This is a genomic window from Georgenia satyanarayanai, from assembly GCF_009193135.1.
Classification (GTDB): Bacteria; Actinomycetota; Actinomycetes; order Actinomycetales; family Actinomycetaceae; genus Oceanitalea; species Oceanitalea satyanarayanai.
Genome location: NZ_VUKC01000008.1, coordinates 1 through 14,960, shown reverse-complemented (window position 1 = coordinate 14,960; position 14,960 = coordinate 1). Strand labels below are relative to the sequence as shown.

At 73.3% G+C, this 14,960-nt stretch carries 17 protein-coding genes; 7 read left to right on the top strand and 10 right to left on the bottom strand.

Annotation, left to right across the window (positions count from 1 at the left end; all coding sequences use genetic code 11):
• Positions 1-13 precede the first annotated feature (13 nt).
• Both GD632_RS10060 and GD632_RS10055 read right to left on the bottom strand, forming a co-directional pair.
• Positions 14-1,252 (bottom strand): YibE/F family protein, encoded by a 1,239-nt coding sequence (locus tag GD632_RS10060; protein WP_152191678.1) that lies wholly within the window; start codon positions 1,250-1,252, stop codon positions 14-16.
• 206 nt (positions 1,253-1,458) lie between these two features.
• Positions 1,459-2,847, bottom strand: coding sequence for a glycine--tRNA ligase (locus GD632_RS10055; protein ID WP_152191676.1), 1,389 nt, complete (start codon positions 2,845-2,847; stop codon positions 1,459-1,461).
• A gap of 227 nt (positions 2,848-3,074) precedes the next feature.
• On the opposite strand from GD632_RS10055, the gene GD632_RS10050 reads away from it, so the two are divergent.
• The 5 genes from GD632_RS10050 to GD632_RS10030 are packed head-to-tail and all read left to right on the top strand — an operon-like array spanning position 3,075 to position 6,633.
• Positions 3,075-4,010 (top strand): metal ABC transporter substrate-binding protein, encoded by a 936-nt coding sequence (locus GD632_RS10050; RefSeq protein ID WP_152191672.1) that lies wholly within the window; start codon positions 3,075-3,077, stop codon positions 4,008-4,010.
• Between the two features lie 35 nt (positions 4,011-4,045).
• Positions 4,046-4,828 carry a metal ABC transporter ATP-binding protein gene (locus GD632_RS10045; protein ID WP_152191668.1) on the top strand — a complete coding sequence of 261 codons (783 nt, stop codon included), beginning with the start codon at positions 4,046-4,048 and terminating at the stop codon, positions 4,826-4,828.
• Entirely contained in the window at positions 4,825-5,730 is a 906-nt protein-coding gene (locus GD632_RS10040; RefSeq protein ID WP_152191666.1) for a metal ABC transporter permease, read from the top strand. The genes GD632_RS10045 and GD632_RS10040 overlap by 4 nt, the downstream gene beginning before the upstream one ends.
• A gap of 8 nt (positions 5,731-5,738) precedes the next feature.
• A complete protein-coding gene (locus GD632_RS10035; RefSeq protein ID WP_319633114.1) occupies positions 5,739-6,134 on the top strand; it encodes a Fur family transcriptional regulator in 396 nt (131 codons plus the stop codon).
• Positions 6,127-6,633 (top strand): DedA family protein, encoded by a 507-nt coding sequence (locus tag GD632_RS10030; protein WP_152191662.1) that lies wholly within the window; start codon positions 6,127-6,129, stop codon positions 6,631-6,633. Before GD632_RS10035 ends, GD632_RS10030 begins: the two co-directional genes overlap by 8 nt.
• Here GD632_RS10030 and GD632_RS10025 read toward each other — a convergent pair.
• Positions 6,630-7,412: an isoprenyl transferase gene (locus GD632_RS10025; protein WP_152191660.1), complete on the bottom strand. Its 783-nt coding sequence runs from the start codon at positions 7,410-7,412 to the stop codon at positions 6,630-6,632. The genes GD632_RS10030 and GD632_RS10025 overlap by 4 nt on opposite strands.
• Positions 7,409-8,140: a DNA repair protein RecO gene (gene recO, locus GD632_RS10020; RefSeq protein WP_152191657.1), complete on the bottom strand. Its 732-nt coding sequence runs from the start codon at positions 8,138-8,140 to the stop codon at positions 7,409-7,411. Before recO ends, GD632_RS10025 begins: the two co-directional genes overlap by 4 nt.
• Positions 8,141-8,270: 130 nt before the next feature.
• Here recO and GD632_RS10015 point away from each other — a divergent pair, with 130 nt between their 5' ends.
• Positions 8,271-8,801: a flavodoxin family protein gene (locus GD632_RS10015; RefSeq protein ID WP_152191655.1), complete on the top strand. Its 531-nt coding sequence runs from the start codon at positions 8,271-8,273 to the stop codon at positions 8,799-8,801.
• Complete coding sequence (locus GD632_RS10010) at positions 8,798-9,277, top strand: GyrI-like domain-containing protein (RefSeq protein WP_152191653.1); 480 nt, start codon at positions 8,798-8,800, stop codon at positions 9,275-9,277. The genes GD632_RS10015 and GD632_RS10010 overlap by 4 nt, the downstream gene beginning before the upstream one ends.
• Before the next feature lie 125 nt (positions 9,278-9,402).
• On the opposite strand, the gene leuA is transcribed toward GD632_RS10010, so the two are convergent.
• From leuA to GD632_RS09980, 6 genes are all read right to left on the bottom strand, one after another.
• Positions 9,403-11,160, bottom strand: a complete 1,758-nt coding sequence (gene leuA, locus GD632_RS10005; protein WP_152191651.1) for a 2-isopropylmalate synthase — start codon at positions 11,158-11,160, stop codon at positions 9,403-9,405.
• A 182-nt stretch (positions 11,161-11,342) separates the two neighbouring features.
• Positions 11,343-12,500 (bottom strand): FHA domain-containing protein, encoded by a 1,158-nt coding sequence (locus GD632_RS10000; RefSeq protein WP_193311432.1) that lies wholly within the window; start codon positions 12,498-12,500, stop codon positions 11,343-11,345.
• 2 nt (positions 12,501-12,502) lie between these two features.
• On the bottom strand, positions 12,503-12,898 hold the full coding sequence (locus tag GD632_RS09995; RefSeq protein WP_152191646.1) for a hypothetical protein: 396 nt from the start codon (positions 12,896-12,898) through the stop codon (positions 12,503-12,505).
• 11 nt (positions 12,899-12,909) lie between these two features.
• Positions 12,910-14,163, bottom strand: a complete 1,254-nt coding sequence (locus tag GD632_RS09990; RefSeq protein ID WP_152191644.1) for a WXG100 family type VII secretion target — start codon at positions 14,161-14,163, stop codon at positions 12,910-12,912.
• Positions 14,163-14,465, bottom strand: a complete 303-nt coding sequence (locus GD632_RS09985; RefSeq protein WP_152191642.1) for a hypothetical protein — start codon at positions 14,463-14,465, stop codon at positions 14,163-14,165. The genes GD632_RS09990 and GD632_RS09985 overlap by 1 nt, the downstream gene beginning before the upstream one ends.
• A gap of 87 nt (positions 14,466-14,552) precedes the next feature.
• Positions 14,553-14,960, bottom strand: a 408-nt coding sequence (locus GD632_RS09980) for an FHA domain-containing protein (protein ID WP_152191639.1), incomplete at its 5' end; no start/stop codon positions are given.

Below are 14,960 nucleotides of genomic sequence, written 5' to 3'. Positions count from 1 at the left end.
CGTCCGCCGGACGTCAGACCGGGGCACCCGGTGAGGTGCTGGGACGCGCCGTGACGACCTTCTCTCGCCGGTGGGTGCGTCCCTCGAGCGGCGCGCGCCTGGCGCTCACCCGGACGAGCGCCGCGGCGATCGCCGTCGTCGCGGGGATGGCGAGGACCAGGCCGATGGAGGACACGAGCGTGCGGACGATCTCCTCAGCGATCTCCCCGGCCATGAGCGTCTCGAGGAAGGCGCGGTCGTAGGAGGCGGCCATGAGGAGCACGGGCAGCGCGGTCCCGACGTAGGCGAAGGCGAGGGTGTAGACCGTGGAGGCGATGTGGTCCCGCCCGATCCTCATACCGCCGAGCCACAACCGGCGCCGCGGCATCGTCTGGTCCGCGGCGTGCAGCTCCCACACCGCCGAGGCCTGGGTGATCGTCACGTCGTTGAGGACACCGAGGCCGGCGATGACGATGCCGCAGAGCAGCAGGTCCTGGAGCCGCAGTCCCGGGAAGGTGCCGGAGAGCATGAGCGCGGTCTCGGAGGTCGTGCCCGTGAGGTTGGCGGTACGGGTCCCCCACGTCGCCAGGCCCGTGGTCACCGCGAGCCCGATGAAGGTCCCGAGGATCGCCGTCGTCGTGCGGATCGAGACCCCGTGGGCGAGGTAGACCGAGAAGAACATCATCGCGCTCGAGCCGACGAGCGCGACGAGCAGGGGCGGCGCACCCGTCATGAGCGCGGGCAGCACGAACACCACGACGACGGCGAGGGAGGCGGCCAGCCCCGCCATCGCCGCCAGCCCACGCCAGCGCGCGACGAGGACGACGACGAGGGCGTAGAGGACGGCGAGCCAGGCGACCGGGACGGTGCGCTCGAAGTCCCAGAAGATGTACGGGCTGCCCGAGCCGAGGCCCGCGGCACTGAACAGCAGCCGCATCCGGTCCCCGACGTCGGTCCCGTTGTCCATCACCTCGGGCGGGACCTGGACCGGGATGACCTGCCCCTTCCCGACGCCGGTGAGGAGCTCGGCGCGCACCTCCTGGCCGGGCGTGGCGGTGATCTCGACGACCTCGGCGATCTCCACGCTCATGCCCTCCGCGAGGAGCTGCCGGGAGCCGACCGGGCTCTCCCCCGTGGGCCACAGCCACACGAGCCCGGCCAGCGTCGCGAGGATGAGCGGCACGACGAGCGCCGCGAGCACGATCCGTGCCCGCCGCGCCTGCACGGGTGGGAGCTGCGCAGGCGTCTCGTCTAGCACGTGGGTGTGGGTCATCGGGGTGAACCTAACCCGGCCCGCGGCGCCGTCGGCGGCACGACACCCCGTCTGCCGGAGGCACGGGTCGCGGCTCGCCGGCCGGGGAGAGAGCCCGTCGCATGACGTCCGGCTGACTCACCTGGTGACTCAGCTGGACGTCTCGCGCACACGCCCTCCCCCGGCCAGTGGGAGCCGCCGCCGGGGCGGCCCCCCGGCGGCGGCGATCAGGCGCCGACGAGGCGCTCGGCGAGGTAGCTGCGCACCTGGCTCAGCGCGACGCGCTCCTGGCTCATGGTGTCGCGGTCGCGGATGGTCACGGCCTGGTCCTCGAGCGTGTCGAAGTCGACCGTCACGCACAGCGGGGTGCCGATCTCGTCCTGGCGGCGGTAGCGACGGCCCACGGCACCGGCGTCGTCGAAGTCGACGTTCCAGTACTGGCGCAGCTCCGCGGCCAGGTTGCGGGCCACCGGGGAGAGCTGCTCGTTGCGGGACAGCGGCAGCACCGCGGCCTTGACCGGCGCCAGGCGCGGGTCGAGCTTGAGGACGGTGCGCTTGTCGACCCCACCCTTGGCGTTGGGCGCCTCGTCCTCGCTGTAGGCCTCGACGAGGAAGGCCATGAGCGAACGGGTGAGGCCGGCGGCCGGCTCGATGACGTAGGGCACCCAGCGCTCGTTCTTGGCCTGGTCGAAGTAGGACAGGTCCTGGCCCGAGTGCTCGGTGTGGGTCTTGAGGTCGAAGTCGGTGCGGTTGGCGATGCCCTCGAGCTCGCCCCACTCGCTGCCCGCGAAGCCGAAGCGGTACTCGATGTCCACGGTGCGCGTGGAGTAGTGGGAGAGCTTCTCCTGCGGGTGCTCGTAGAGGCGCAGGTTCTCCCGCCTGATCCCGAGGTCGGTGTACCACTCGGTGCGGGCGTCGATCCAGTACTGGTGCCACTCGGCGTCCGTGCCCGGCTCGACGAAGAACTCCATCTCCATCTGCTCGAACTCGCGGGTGCGGAAGATGAAGTTGCCGGGGGTGATCTCGTTGCGGAAGGACTTGCCGATCTGCGCGATGCCGAACGGCGGCTTCCTGCGTGCGGCGGTCATGACCTGTCCGAAGTTGACGAAGATGCCCTGGGCGGTCTCGGGGCGCAGGTAGTGCATCCCGGACTCGTCCTCGACGGGGCCGAGGTAGGTCTTGAGCATCATGTTGAAGTCGCGCGGCTCGGTCCACTGGCCGCGGGTCCCGCAGTTGGGGCAGGAGATCTCGGCGAGGCCGCCCTCGGGGGCCCGGCCCTTCTTCTCCTCGAACTCCTCCTCCATCTGGTCGGCGCGGAAGCGCTTGTGGCAGGAGAGGCACTCGGTGAGCGGGTCGGTGAACACCCCGACGTGGCCGGAGGCGACCCACACCTGGCGGGGCAGGATGATCGAGGAGTCCAGCCCCACGACGTCCTCACGCGCCTGCACGACGGTGCGCCACCACTGGCGCTTGATGTTCTCCTTGAGCTCCACGCCGAGGGGCCCGTAGTCCCACGCGGACCGGGTGCCGCCGTAGATCTCCCCGGAGGGGAAGACGAAGCCTCGCCGCTTCGCGAGGTTGATGACGGAATCCAGTCGGGAAGGCGCAGCGGCCACGTCAATCACTCCAAATGTCGTAGGTCCGCACCTGGCTGGTACGAACTGGGCAGACCCGCACCTGGCTGGTGCGAGCGTCGGACAGCCGCACCGCGGTGCGGACGTGGTGCCCGTCGGGCACCGCCCTAACCTACCCCCGCGGACCGGCGCGGCCCGGGCGCCGGGGCGAGGCTTGTCACAGCCCACCGAGTTGACAACCATTCTCAACAGTTCTGAGAATGAGTCTCATGCGTCGCCTCCGCTCCCTCCTCGTCCCCGCCGCCGTCGCCGCTCTCGCGCTGGGCGGGTGCGCGGCCCTCACCGGTGAGGACGGCGGCGCGGACGAGGACGGCGCGCTCGACGTCCTCGTGAGCTTCTACCCGCTCCAGTTCGTCGCCGAGCAGATCGGCGGCGAGCGCCTCGACGTCTCCTCGCTCACGCCTCCGGGTGCGGACCCGCACTCCCTCGAGCTGGCACCGCGCACCGTCTCGGACATGGACGGCGCCGCGCTCGTCGTCTACCTCTCGGGCTTCCAGGCCGCCGTCGACGAGGCCGTCGCCGGCACGGCGGCCCCCACCTTCGACGCCGCTGACCACACCGAGCTCCTCTCCCCTGACCACACCGAGCACGACGACCAGGACGGTCACGACCACGGGGCGGAGAACCTCGACCCGCACTTCTGGCTCGACCCCGCCCGCCTCGCGGAGGTGGCCGACGCCCTCGCCGAGGAGCTCGCCGGCCTCGACCCCGACGGCGCCGCGACCTACCGCGAGAACGCCGACGCGCTCGTCGACGAGCTCCAGGACCTGGACGAGGACCTCACCGCGACGCTGACCCGGTGCGAGCGCGACACGATCGTCGTCGCCCACGAGGCCTACGGGTACCTCACGACCGACCGCGGCCTGCACCAGGAAGGGCTGTCCGGCATCGACCCCGAGTCCGAGCCCTCGCCCGCCCGCCTCGCCGACATCACCCGCGTGGTCTCCGAGCACGACGTCGAGACGATCTTCGTCGAGTCCCTCGTCAGCCCCGCGGTGAGCGAGGCGCTCGCCCGCGACCTCGGCGTGTCCACCACGGTCCTGGACCCGCTGGAGAACCAGCTCGACGAGTCGGCGGACTACCTCGACGTCATGCGCGCCAACCTCGCCGCCCTGAGCGAGGCCCTCGGCTGCTCCTCCCGATGACCGGCTCGCGGCAGGACGTGGCAGCATACGAGTCCATGGCCCCACCCGTCCGCGTCCGCGGCCTCCACGTCACCCTCGACAGCGCCCGGATCCTCCAGGGCGTGGACCTCGACGTGCGGCAGGGCGAGATGGTCGCCCTGCTCGGTGCCAACGGCTCGGGCAAGTCCACCCTCGTCAAGGCGCTGCTGTCGGTCGTGCCGGCGAGCGCGGGCACCGTCGAGCTCTTCGGCACCGACGTCACCACCCAGCGCCGGCGCGTCCCGTGGAGCCGGGCGGGGTACGTGCCGCAGCGGGTCGGTGCGGCGTCCGGCACCCCGGCGACGGCGCTCGAGGTCGTCTCCTCCGGCCTGCTCGACAACCGCCGCCTGCGCCCGCCGCGCGGCTGGCGCGACCTTGCCCTGTCGGCCCTGGACGAGGTCGGACTCGCCGACCGCGCACACGAGACCGTCCGGGTCTTCTCCGGTGGACAGCAGCAGCGGGTGCTCATCGCCCGCGCCCTCGTCCGCCGGCCCGACCTCCTCGTCCTCGACGAGCCGCTCTCCGGTATCGACCGGCACTCCCAGGAGGCGCTGGCCGCCACGCTCACCGGCCTGCGCGAGCGTGGGACGAGCGTGCTCGTCGTCCTCCACGAGCTCGGACCACTCGCCGGCCTGCTCGCGCGGGCAGTCGTCCTGCGGCACGGCCGGGTGGTGCACGACGGGCCGCCGCCGCCGGCGGCGGCGGGCCACCGCGACCCCGAGCACGAGCACCACCACGCGCACGACGGCGAGCCCGCCGTCGACCCGCACCGCCCCGAGCTGCGGCTGGAGCTGCCATGACCCTCCTCCTCGACATGCTCGCCAGCCCGCTCATGCAGCGCGCCCTCATCGCCGCCGTGCTCGTCGGACTCATCGCACCGGTCATGGGCACCTACCTCGTCCAGCGTCGCCTTGCGCTCCTGGGCGACGGCATCGGGCACATGGCGCTCATCGGCGTGGCGGTGGGCTGGCTCGTCGGCGGCGCCCTGAGCCTCACCCCCCACGACACCCTCGCGATCCCCGGCGCCGTCGTCGCGTCCGTCCTCGGCGCCGTCGCGATCGAGGTCGTGCGCGAGCGGGGCAGGACGAGCGCGGACCTCGCGCTCGCGCTCCTCTTCTACGGCGGCATCGCCGGCGGCGTGCTGCTCATCGGGCTCGCCGGCGGGACGACGGCGAACCTCAACGGCTACCTCTTCGGCTCCATCGCCACCGTGTCCCTCTCCGACCTGTGGGTGACCATCGCGCTCGCCGCCGTCATCCTCGTCGTCGGGGTCGGCCTGCGGCCCGCCCTGTTCATGCTGTCCCACGACGAGGAGTTCGCCCGCGCGAGCGGCCTGCCGGTCCGGCTGCTCAACGTCGTCGTCGCGGTGCTGGCGGCGCTCACCGTCTCTGTCGCCATGCGGGTCGTCGGCGTGCTCCTCGTCTCGGCCCTGATGATCGTGCCCGTGGCGACCTCCCAGCTCGTCATGCGGTCCTTCGCTGCCACGATGACGCTGGCGATGGCCATCGGGGTCACGGTGAGCATCGCCGGGCTGACCATCACCTACGCCTACCCGCTCTCCCCCGGGGCGATGATCGTCGTGCTGGCCATCGGGATCTTCGGCGTAGTATCACTGGTACGTCCGCTGCTCGGGCGGCGCCGCCCGTCGACCGACCCGCACCCGGACCTCCAGGACGACGTCGAGCTTCGTGAGGCCATATGAGACCCCGGATGACGCGGCAGCGCGCCGCGGTCAGTGACCTCCTCGAGCGCACCGACGACTTCCGCAGCGCCCAGCAGCTGCACGAGTCGCTCCGCGACGCCGGTGACGCCGTGGGGCTCGCCACCGTGTACCGCACCCTGCAGACCATGGCGGAGACAGGCGAGGTCGACGTCCTGCGGACCGACGACGGCGAGGCCCTCTACCGGCGTTGCGAGAGCGTCAAGCACCACCACCACCTCGTGTGCCGCACGTGCGGCACCACGGTGGAGATCAGCGGGGAGGCGGTGGAGGCGTGGGCCGAGGAGATGGCCGCGCACCACGGGTTCACCGACATCGAGCACACCATCGACCTCTTCGGCCAGTGCGCGGACTGCTCGCGGCAGCGCGCGGTCGGCCGTGCCTGAGCTCCTCACCGGTTGGCCGTTCTGGCTGGTCTTCGCCTTCCTCTTCCTCGGGGCGATGCTCCGCGGCCAGGGCATCTACTGGCTCGGGCGCCTCGCCACCGTCCAGGCGCTGCGCCACACCCACCCGACCGGGGGCTGGCGGCTGCGGGCGCACCGCGTGCTCAACGGCGAGGGCGCCCAGCGAGGTGTCGACGCGATCCGCCGGTGGGGGCTGGTCGTCGTGCCGCTCGCCTACCTCACCGTCGGCTTCCAGAGCATGGTCATGGCCGGCGCCGGCGTCCTGCGCATCCACTGGCTGCGCTTCACGCTCGCCCAGGTGCCCGGTGCCCTCGCGTGGGCCGCGATCTACTCGACGATCGGCTTCGCGGTGTGGACCGCGGCGCTGGCCGCGGCAGCGGGCTCCCCGGCGGGGGTGGTGGTCCTCGTCGTCCTCGGGGGCGCGGGCGTCACCATCGTCGCCCTGCGCCTGCGCGCGCGCCGGGCGGGCAACCTCCGCTAGGACGGCGGCGTGGCCGCGTCCACGGCGCCGCCGTAGCGGCGGTCGCGGGAGGCGTAGATCTCGACGGCGCGCCACAGGCTGCGCCGGTCGACGTCGGGCCAGTGCTCCTCGAGGAAGACCATCTCGGCGTAGGCCGACTGCCACAGCATGAAGTTCGACGTCCGCTGCTCCCCGGAGGTGCGCAGGAAGAGGTCGACGTCCGGCAGCTCCGGCTCGTCGAGGTACCGCGCGACCGTCCGCTCGGTGACCTTCTCCGGGTCCAGCCGGCCGGCGGCGACCTCCCGCGCGATCTGCTTGGCGGCGTCGGCGATCTCGGCGCGCCCGCCGTAGTTGACGCACATCGTCAGCGTGCACAGGGTGTTGCCGGCGGTGAGCCGCTCGGCCTCCTCGAGCTCGGAGACCACCGAGCGCCACAGCCGCGGGCGGCGCCCCGCCCAGCGGACCCGCACCCCCCACTCGTGCATCTGGTCGCGCCGGCGGCGCAGGACGTCGCGGTTGAACCCCATGAGGAAACGGACCTCCTCCGGGGAGCGCTTCCAGTTCTCGGTGGAGAAGGCGTAGGCGGAGACGTGCGTGACGCCGATCTCGATGGCGCCGGCCACGAGGTCCAGGAGGCTCGCCTCCCCCGCCTTGTGCCCCTCGACGCGCGGCAGCCCGCGCGCGTTGGCCCACCGGCCGTTGCCGTCCATGACGACGGCGACGTGCCTGGGCACGAAGCGGGCGTCGATCGCCGGCGGGCGGGCCCCGGAGGGGTGCGGCGGGGGCGGGACAGGGTTCACACGCGCTCCACGTGACGCAGGGAGCGCAGCTGGCGCTCGAGGTGGTACTGGAGGTGGGCGGCGACCAGGCCGGAGGCCTCGTCCCGCTCCCGCTGGGCGGCGGACTCAGCGGCGGGCCAGTCGCCCGACAGCAGCGCGCCCAGGAGCTCGAGGGTCTGCGGTGCGGGCGCCGAGGAACCCGGCGGGCGGCAGCGGTCGCACACCGCACCGCCCTGGGCGACGTGGAAGGCGTGGTGGGGGCCCGGCCGCCCGCACTGGGCGCAGTCGTCGAAGCTCGGCGCCCACCCGGCGACGGCGAGGGAGCGCAGCAGGTAGGAGTCCAGGACGAGGCTCGCCGGGTGGCGGCGGGTGGCCAGGGCGTGGAGCCCGCCGACGAGCAGAAGGTACTGCTGCGGTGCCGGCTCGGCCTCCTCCTCGGTGAGCCGCTCGGCGGTCTCGACCATCGCCGTCGCCGTCGTGTACAGGGAGTAGTCCGCGCCGAGGGCCCGCCCGTAGGGGGCCTGCGACTCGACCTGGGTGATGATGTCGAGGCTGCGCCCGATGTGGAGCTGGACGTCGACGAGCGAGAAGGGCTCCAGCCGCGCCCCGAACTTCGAGCTCGTGCGGCGCACGCCCTTGGCCACCGCCCGGACCCGGCCGTGGGCGCGGGTGAGCAGGGTGATGATCCGGTCTGCCTCACCGAGCTTGTGGGTGCGCAGCACCACGGCCTCGTCCCGGTAGAGCTTCACCGGCCCATTCTCCCCCGCGGCGCGGTCCGGCAGCGACCCGGCTCGCCGGGCAGGGCCTCGGGCCCTTCTCGGTGCGCCCGCCCGGCGTTACGCTCGGGGTGCGGGCGCCAGCACGGCTGGAGGGGTCTGGGTGAGCGCGGTCGTCGTCTACGAGTCGGAGCTGGGGAACACCGCTGCTGTCGCACGGGCGGTGGCCGAGGGGATCGGCTCGTTCCTCGCCGTCGAGCTCCTCGACGTCGCGTCCGCACCGCTCCCCCACGAGGTGGTCGCCGACCTCCTCGTCGTCGGTGGCCCGACCCACGCCCTGGGCATGAGCCGCCCGAGCACCCGGCGGGACGCCGCCGCCCGCGGCGGGCGAGTCGTCACCTCCGGGATCCGGGAGTGGCTCGCCGCCTCCGGTCCGCTGGCCGTGCGGGCCACCACCTTCGACACCCACGTGCGCCACCCCGACCTGCCCGGCCACGCCGGCCGGAACGCGGCCCGCGTACTCCGGCGGCTCGGCGCCGAGCTCGTCGCCGAGCCGGAGAGCTTCTACGTCCGCGACGCCGAGGGCCCCCTGCTGCCGGGCGAGCTCGACCGCGCCCGGGCCTGGGGCCGGAGCCTCGGCTCGCTCGTCACCCGTGCCTCCATGCCGGAGGCGTCACTCGAGGAGGAACCATGACCGACATCGCACTCATCGACGTCGAGGAACGCCCGACGGTCGGCATCCGCCGTCGGGTGCCCGTGGCGGAGCTGCCCGCCTTCTTCGACGAGGTGTTCGACGCGGTGGCCGCGGCGGTCGAGCGCGCCGGGGCGCACCTCGGCGGCGCACCGTTCGCGCGCTACCGGGGCGCCCCGACCGACGTCGTCGACGTCGAGGCCGGGTTCCCGCTCACCGAGCCCTGGAGCGGGGGCGGCGACCTCGTCGCCGGCTCGCTGCCGTCCGCCCGGGCAGTCGAGGCGATCCACCGGGGCGGCTACGACGCCCTCAGCGACACCTACGCGGAGCTCGAGCGCTGGACCGGGGAGCACGACGTCCACGTCCGCGACGAGAGCTGGGAGCTCTACGAGGCGGGGCCGCAGTCCGACCCCGACCCGGCGACGTGGCGCACGCGCATCGTCTGGCCGGTGGCCACGCCGGAGCTGGACGCCGGCTGATCTCGCCCGCCCCGCGAGCAGGGCAGGCAGGTGAGCAGACCCGCCGTCGTGGACATGAGCCCGAGGTCCTCGCGACCGGAGGACCGTGCCAGCGCGAGCGGGGGCAGGCGCGTGCCCGGCTCCGGCTAGCGGACCGCGCGGTTGACGGCGGAGACGATGGCCTGGAAGGACGCCGTCGTGATCGACGGGTCGATGCCCACGCCCCACAGCACCTGGCCGTCGACCTCGCACTCGACGTAGGCCGCGGCGGTCGCGTCCCCACCGGTCGAGAGCGCGTGCTCGGCGTAGTCGAGGACGTTGACCTCGACCCCGAGCTCGGCGAAGGCGTTGGTGAAGGCGTCGACGGGACCGTTGCCCGTCGCCGTCAGCTCGCGGGGGGTGCCGCCGTCGACCATCTCCATGGAGAGCGTGGCGCCCTCCCCCTCACCGCCGGAGGTCAGCGTCGTCCCGCGCAGCGCGAACCGTCCCCACGGGGCCAGGCCGGAGCCGACCGGGGCGGGCAGGTACTCGTCGCAGAAGATGTCCCACAGCCGCTCGGCGCTGATCTCCCCGCCGTAGGCGTCGGTGACCTTCTGGACCACTCCGGAGAACTCGATCTGCAGGCGGCGCGGCAGGTCGAGGTTGCGGGTGCTGGCGAGCAGGTAGGCGACCCCGCCCTTGCCGGACTGGGAGTTGACGCGGACGACGGCCTCGTAGCTGCGGCCCACGTCCAGCGGGTCCACCGGCAGGTAGGGCACGTCCCAGGCCACGGCGGTCGGGTCACCGCCCGCAGCGGCGACGCGCTCCTCGCGCACGGTGAAGCCCTTCTTGATGGCGTCCTGGTGGGAGCCGGAGAAGGCGGTGTAGACGAGGTCGCCGCCGTAGGGGTGGCGCGGGTGGACGTCCATCTGGGTGCACTGCTCGACGGTGCGCCGGATCTCGTCGATGTCGGAGAAGTCGATCTGCGGGTCGATCCCCTGGCTGAAGAGGTTCATCCCCAGGGTGACGAGGTCGACGTTCCCGGTGCGCTCGCCCTGGCCGAACAGGCAGCCCTCGACCCGGTCCGCGCCGGCCATGACGGCGAGCTCGGCGGACGCGACGGCGGTACCGCGGTCGTTGTGCGGGTGGACCGACAGCGCGACGAACTCCCGGCGGGAGAGGTGGCGGCTCATCCACTCGATCTGGTCGGCGTAGACGTTGGGGGTGGCGCGCTCCACGGTGGCGGGCAGGTTGAGCACGATCTCGCGGGTGGCGTCGGGCTGCCACACGTCCATGACGGCCTCGCACACCTCCAGCGCGTACTCGATCTCGGTGTCGATGAAGATCTCGGGCGAGTACTCGTAGGAGAAGACGGCGTCGGGGTCGAGCACCTTCTCCGCGTAGGCCATGACCTCACGGGTGCCGGCGACGGCGAGCTCCTTGGTGGCCTCGCGGTCGTTGCGGAAGACGATGTCGCGGAAGACGGGCGCCGTCGCGTTGTACAGGTGGACGGTGCCGCGCGCCGCCCCGACGAGGGAGTCGACGGTGCGCTGGATGAGCTCGGTGCGGGCCTGGGTGAGGACGGAGATCGTCACGTCCTCGGGGACGGCGCCGTCCTCGATGATCGAGCGGACGAAGTCGAAGTCCGTCTGGCTCGCGGCCGGGAAGCCGACCTCGATCTCCTTGTAGCCCATGCGGACGAGGAGGTCGAACATGCGCCGCTTGCGGGCCGGGTCCATCGGCTCGATGAGCGCCTGGTTGCCGTCACGCAGGTCGGTGGACAGCCAGCGCGGCGCCTGGGTGATGCGGCGCGAGGGCCACTGCCGGTCCGGCAGGTCGATGCCGTTGACCTCGTGGAAGGGGCGGTACTTGCCGGTCGGCATCCGCGAGGGCTGCTGGGCGTTGGAGGGGGTGCGGGTCTTCATCGTTCATCCACTTCGCTGTTGTCTGGTGCGCCGGGCACGAGAGACACCGCGACGAGGGGCCGGCTGCTAGAGGGCCTCGCCGCGGCAGCGAAGGAGGAGAAGACTCCGGAGGTGGTGCACGCCACCGACTGTAGCGCACCGCGCCGACCGGCCCGCGCAGCGTCCGACGACAGCGGCCTCCGTCACCCGTGGACGACGCGCAGGACGGCCCGCCCGAGGTTGAGCTCGTCGCCGGCGACGAGGGTGACCTCCTCGCCCGCGGGCAGGGCGTGCACCCGGCCCTCCCGCCGCACCACGGTGCCGTTGGTGGAGTGGAGATCGGTCGCGGTGACCGTGCCGTCGCCCACGCGCAGGGCGAGGTGCGTCCGGGACACCGAGGCGTCGGGCAGCGTGACCGTGTGGTCGGCCGGACGCGCGTCGGTGCGGCTCGGTCCCCGCCCGAGGAGGACCAGGCCCGCCGGCACGGGCGTGCCGTCGGGCAGGAGGACCCGCAGGGAGGGCGTCACCGCGCCGGTCGCCGGGCCGCCGTCCCGGTGCGCGGCCGGCTCGGCGTGGTGCCCGGGCGTCGCGGCGGCGTCGTCGGGGCCGTCGCCGAGAGCCTGCGCCCCCTCGGTGCGCCGGCCCGGGGTCCGCAGCCGCACGCTGCGGGCCATGCTGCCCGCGAGCAGCACGGCCCGGTCGACGGCGCCGGCCTGCGCGGTCGCGGCGGTGACGGTGACCATCGCGCCGTCCTCGACGAACGGGACCCGCACCTCGGCGAGGACCGTGGCGGGCGGGGCGGTCTGCTCCGCCGGCGGGTGGTCGTCCCCGGCTGCCCGGCGCGTCGCGGGCGGCTCGACCACCCGGACGGAGGCCACCGCCTGGCGCTTGCCGTAGGAGACGAGGTGGACGTGCGCGTCCTCACCGAACTGCGCCCGCAGGGTGCGGCTGATGAGCCCGGCCGCGGTGAGCGGCCCCGACGGCGGGAGGCTGACCGGGGAGACGCCGACGCTGAGCGTGAGGAGCAGGGCGTCCTCGACGTCGGCGAGGGCCCGGACGCGGTCGGCCTCGGCCGGGTCGTCGGGCAGGGCGGTGGGGTCGAGCGTGAGGTCGAGCCCGGACGCCGCGTGCGAGGCGAGGAGCAGGAAGCCGCTCCACAGCACCGGCTTGCCGACGTACTCGGCCCGGGCGCGGCGGAACTCCCGCTCCGCCGCCGGGCCCACCTCGGCCGCCCGCTCCGCCCCGAGGGCCTCGGCGAGCTGGCGGCGGAACCGGGAGGCCGCCTCGTCCTCGTCGCGGTGCAGGCCGAGGTCACCCAGCCCGTCGGGGACTGCGACGTCCACCTGCCACGGGCTCGCCACGCTCACAGCCACGTGCCGGCGTGCTCGTGCGGCGGGGGCGGGAGCTGCCCCTGCCAGCCGTCGGGCGTCACCGGGATGACGCCGCGCGCGGCCCGCGCGTCCACCTCACGGCTGAGGCCGTCGACCGCCTCCCTCACCTGCCGGGCGCCGCGCAGCCTGCGCAGCACCCGCCAGCCGAGGAGGACCGTGAGGACCCCCGCGAGGGCGGCCATCGGCAGGCTTCCGTCCTGGCCCGTGGCCACGCCGACCAGCGCGACGACGAGGAGGATGCCGAACGCGCCGAGCCCCGCCCAGGTGAGGAAGAGGTCGAGGACCACGCGCCCGGTCATCGCCCGGTTCTTCACCGGCCAGGCCGCCGTCCGGAACTCGGCCACCGACGTCGTGGGCAGATCACCCACCCGTGCCCGTGTCACTTGACGAGCTCCCCGTCGCGGTCCTCGAGGTAGGCGATGTTGGGCGGCAGGTCCCACGGGTTGCCGCCCTCGAAGGCGGAGTAGCCCTGCTCGACCGGCTGCGCCTCCCCGTCCTGGACGAAGCTCTGGGACAGCGAGTACCCGTTGATGGCCCACTCGGCCTGCTGCCCCTTCATGCTGACGAAGTGCCACCACAGCTCGTCGGAGTGCATCTCGGTGGCCGTGAAGAGGCTCGGGCGGTAGGTGCCGCTGACGTTCCCGACCCGCACGTTGATGAGCTCGTCGGCGCGGCCGGTGCGCTGGTAGACCTCGATGATCTTGTCACCGGCCTTGGCCACGCCCTTGCCGATGCCGATGGTGACGAGGCCCAGCCCCACCGCTCCCCACCCGCCGAAGCCGCTCGCGGCGAGCATCCCGTCGGCGACGGTCGCGGCACCGCCGGCGATCGCCGCGCCGCCGAAGAGGAACGGCGCGGCGGGCGGGAAGACGAACAGCGACACCGCGCCGAGCACGGTGAGCCCCGCCGAGATCCAGCCGCCCCACTCGCTGACGACGTCCCAGAACGGTGCCGACCAGCGGGCGAAGTCCCCGATGAAGGAGTCCTCGACCCAGTCGCCGATCCCGTCGAAGACGTCCCCGACGGAGGCCCAGAAGCCCCCGCCCCACGCGTCCCCGGCGGCCGTGCTGATGAGGCCGCCGTAGTGGACGGCACGCTCCCGGTACTCCGACTCCAGGTCACCGATCCGGCGCTCGACGTCGCGGGTGTTCTCGCTCGCCGTGCTGAGGTCACCGTCGAGCCGGTTGAACTGGTCGATCTCGTCGTCGTCGGTCCATCCGACGTCGGTGCGGTTGTCGAGGAAGGTCTGGCGAGCCGTCTCGGCGGCCGCCTCGGCCTCCCGGGCGGTGCCGAGCTCGGCGTCGAGCTCGAGGCTGCGCGTCTGGAAGTCGGTGAGCTCGCCCGCCCAGTCGCGGATCGCCTGCTGGAGGGTGTCGAAGGCGGAGGAGACCCGGGTGAGGCGCGGGGGGAACTCGACCATCGTCTCCTGGAAGGCACGCCGGTTCTCCCCCGCCCAGCCGGCGAGCTCGAGGTCGTTGCGCGCGCCCTGGAGGAAGGTCTGCATCTCGTCGATGCGGTCGGCGAAGCCGCGCACCTGCTCCGCGAGGGCGGTGCTTCCCTCGGGCGACCCCGGGCAGGGGTCGTAGCCGATGTTCGCGTGCTCGCGCGTCTGGACCGTGACGTAGTTGCCCATCAGCCGTCCGCCTCCATCCGGTCGAGGAACTGCTGGGCGATCTGGAGGTCGACGTCCGCGAAGACCTCGAGGACGAGGCGCAGGTAGTCCGCCGCCTTCGTCGCGTCCTCGGAGAGGTCCTCCGCGGTCCGCGACCACTTGCCGCCGAACTCGTGGATCTCGTCGAAGACCGGCGCGGCACCGACGACGAGCCCGTCCATCCCGCGCACGGTCTCGCACAGCCCGCTCAGGTCGGAACTGAGGTTGTCGAGATCGGTGATCGTCCCGTTCAGGTAGCTCTCGTCGACGACGATGTCACTCATCGTGGCCTCTCCTCTCGCGTGTCACAGTCTCGTTGTACCGCAGGCCGGTCCGCGGTGTCGCGCGCTCCCCATGGGGACAACTCCCCGTCACCGGGGCTCACGCAGGACGGTGTGCTCGACGTCGGCGTCCCCGACGGTCAGCGTCGTCGCGCCGAGGAGGACGACGTCGCCCTCGCCCAGCTCGACCGGCTCGCCCGCCGTCAGGGGCCGGCTGGAGCCGTCGGGCAGGTGGAGGACGGTGCCGTTCGTCGAGCCGCGGTCGACGACGACGACCCGGTCCGCCTCGACCGTCACCGTGAGGTGGGTCTTGGACACGCGCTCGTCGGGGACGGGGAGCAGCGCGGCCGGCTCCTCGTCCGCGCGGGGCTGCGGCGCGCGCCCGAGGAGGGTGCGGCCGGCGGCGAGGACACGGCCGTCGGACAGGCGGACCGTGGGGAGCACCTCCTCGGCCGGTCCCGGGTGGGCCGGGGGTGCCGTGTCGTGCGCCGGGGGCGG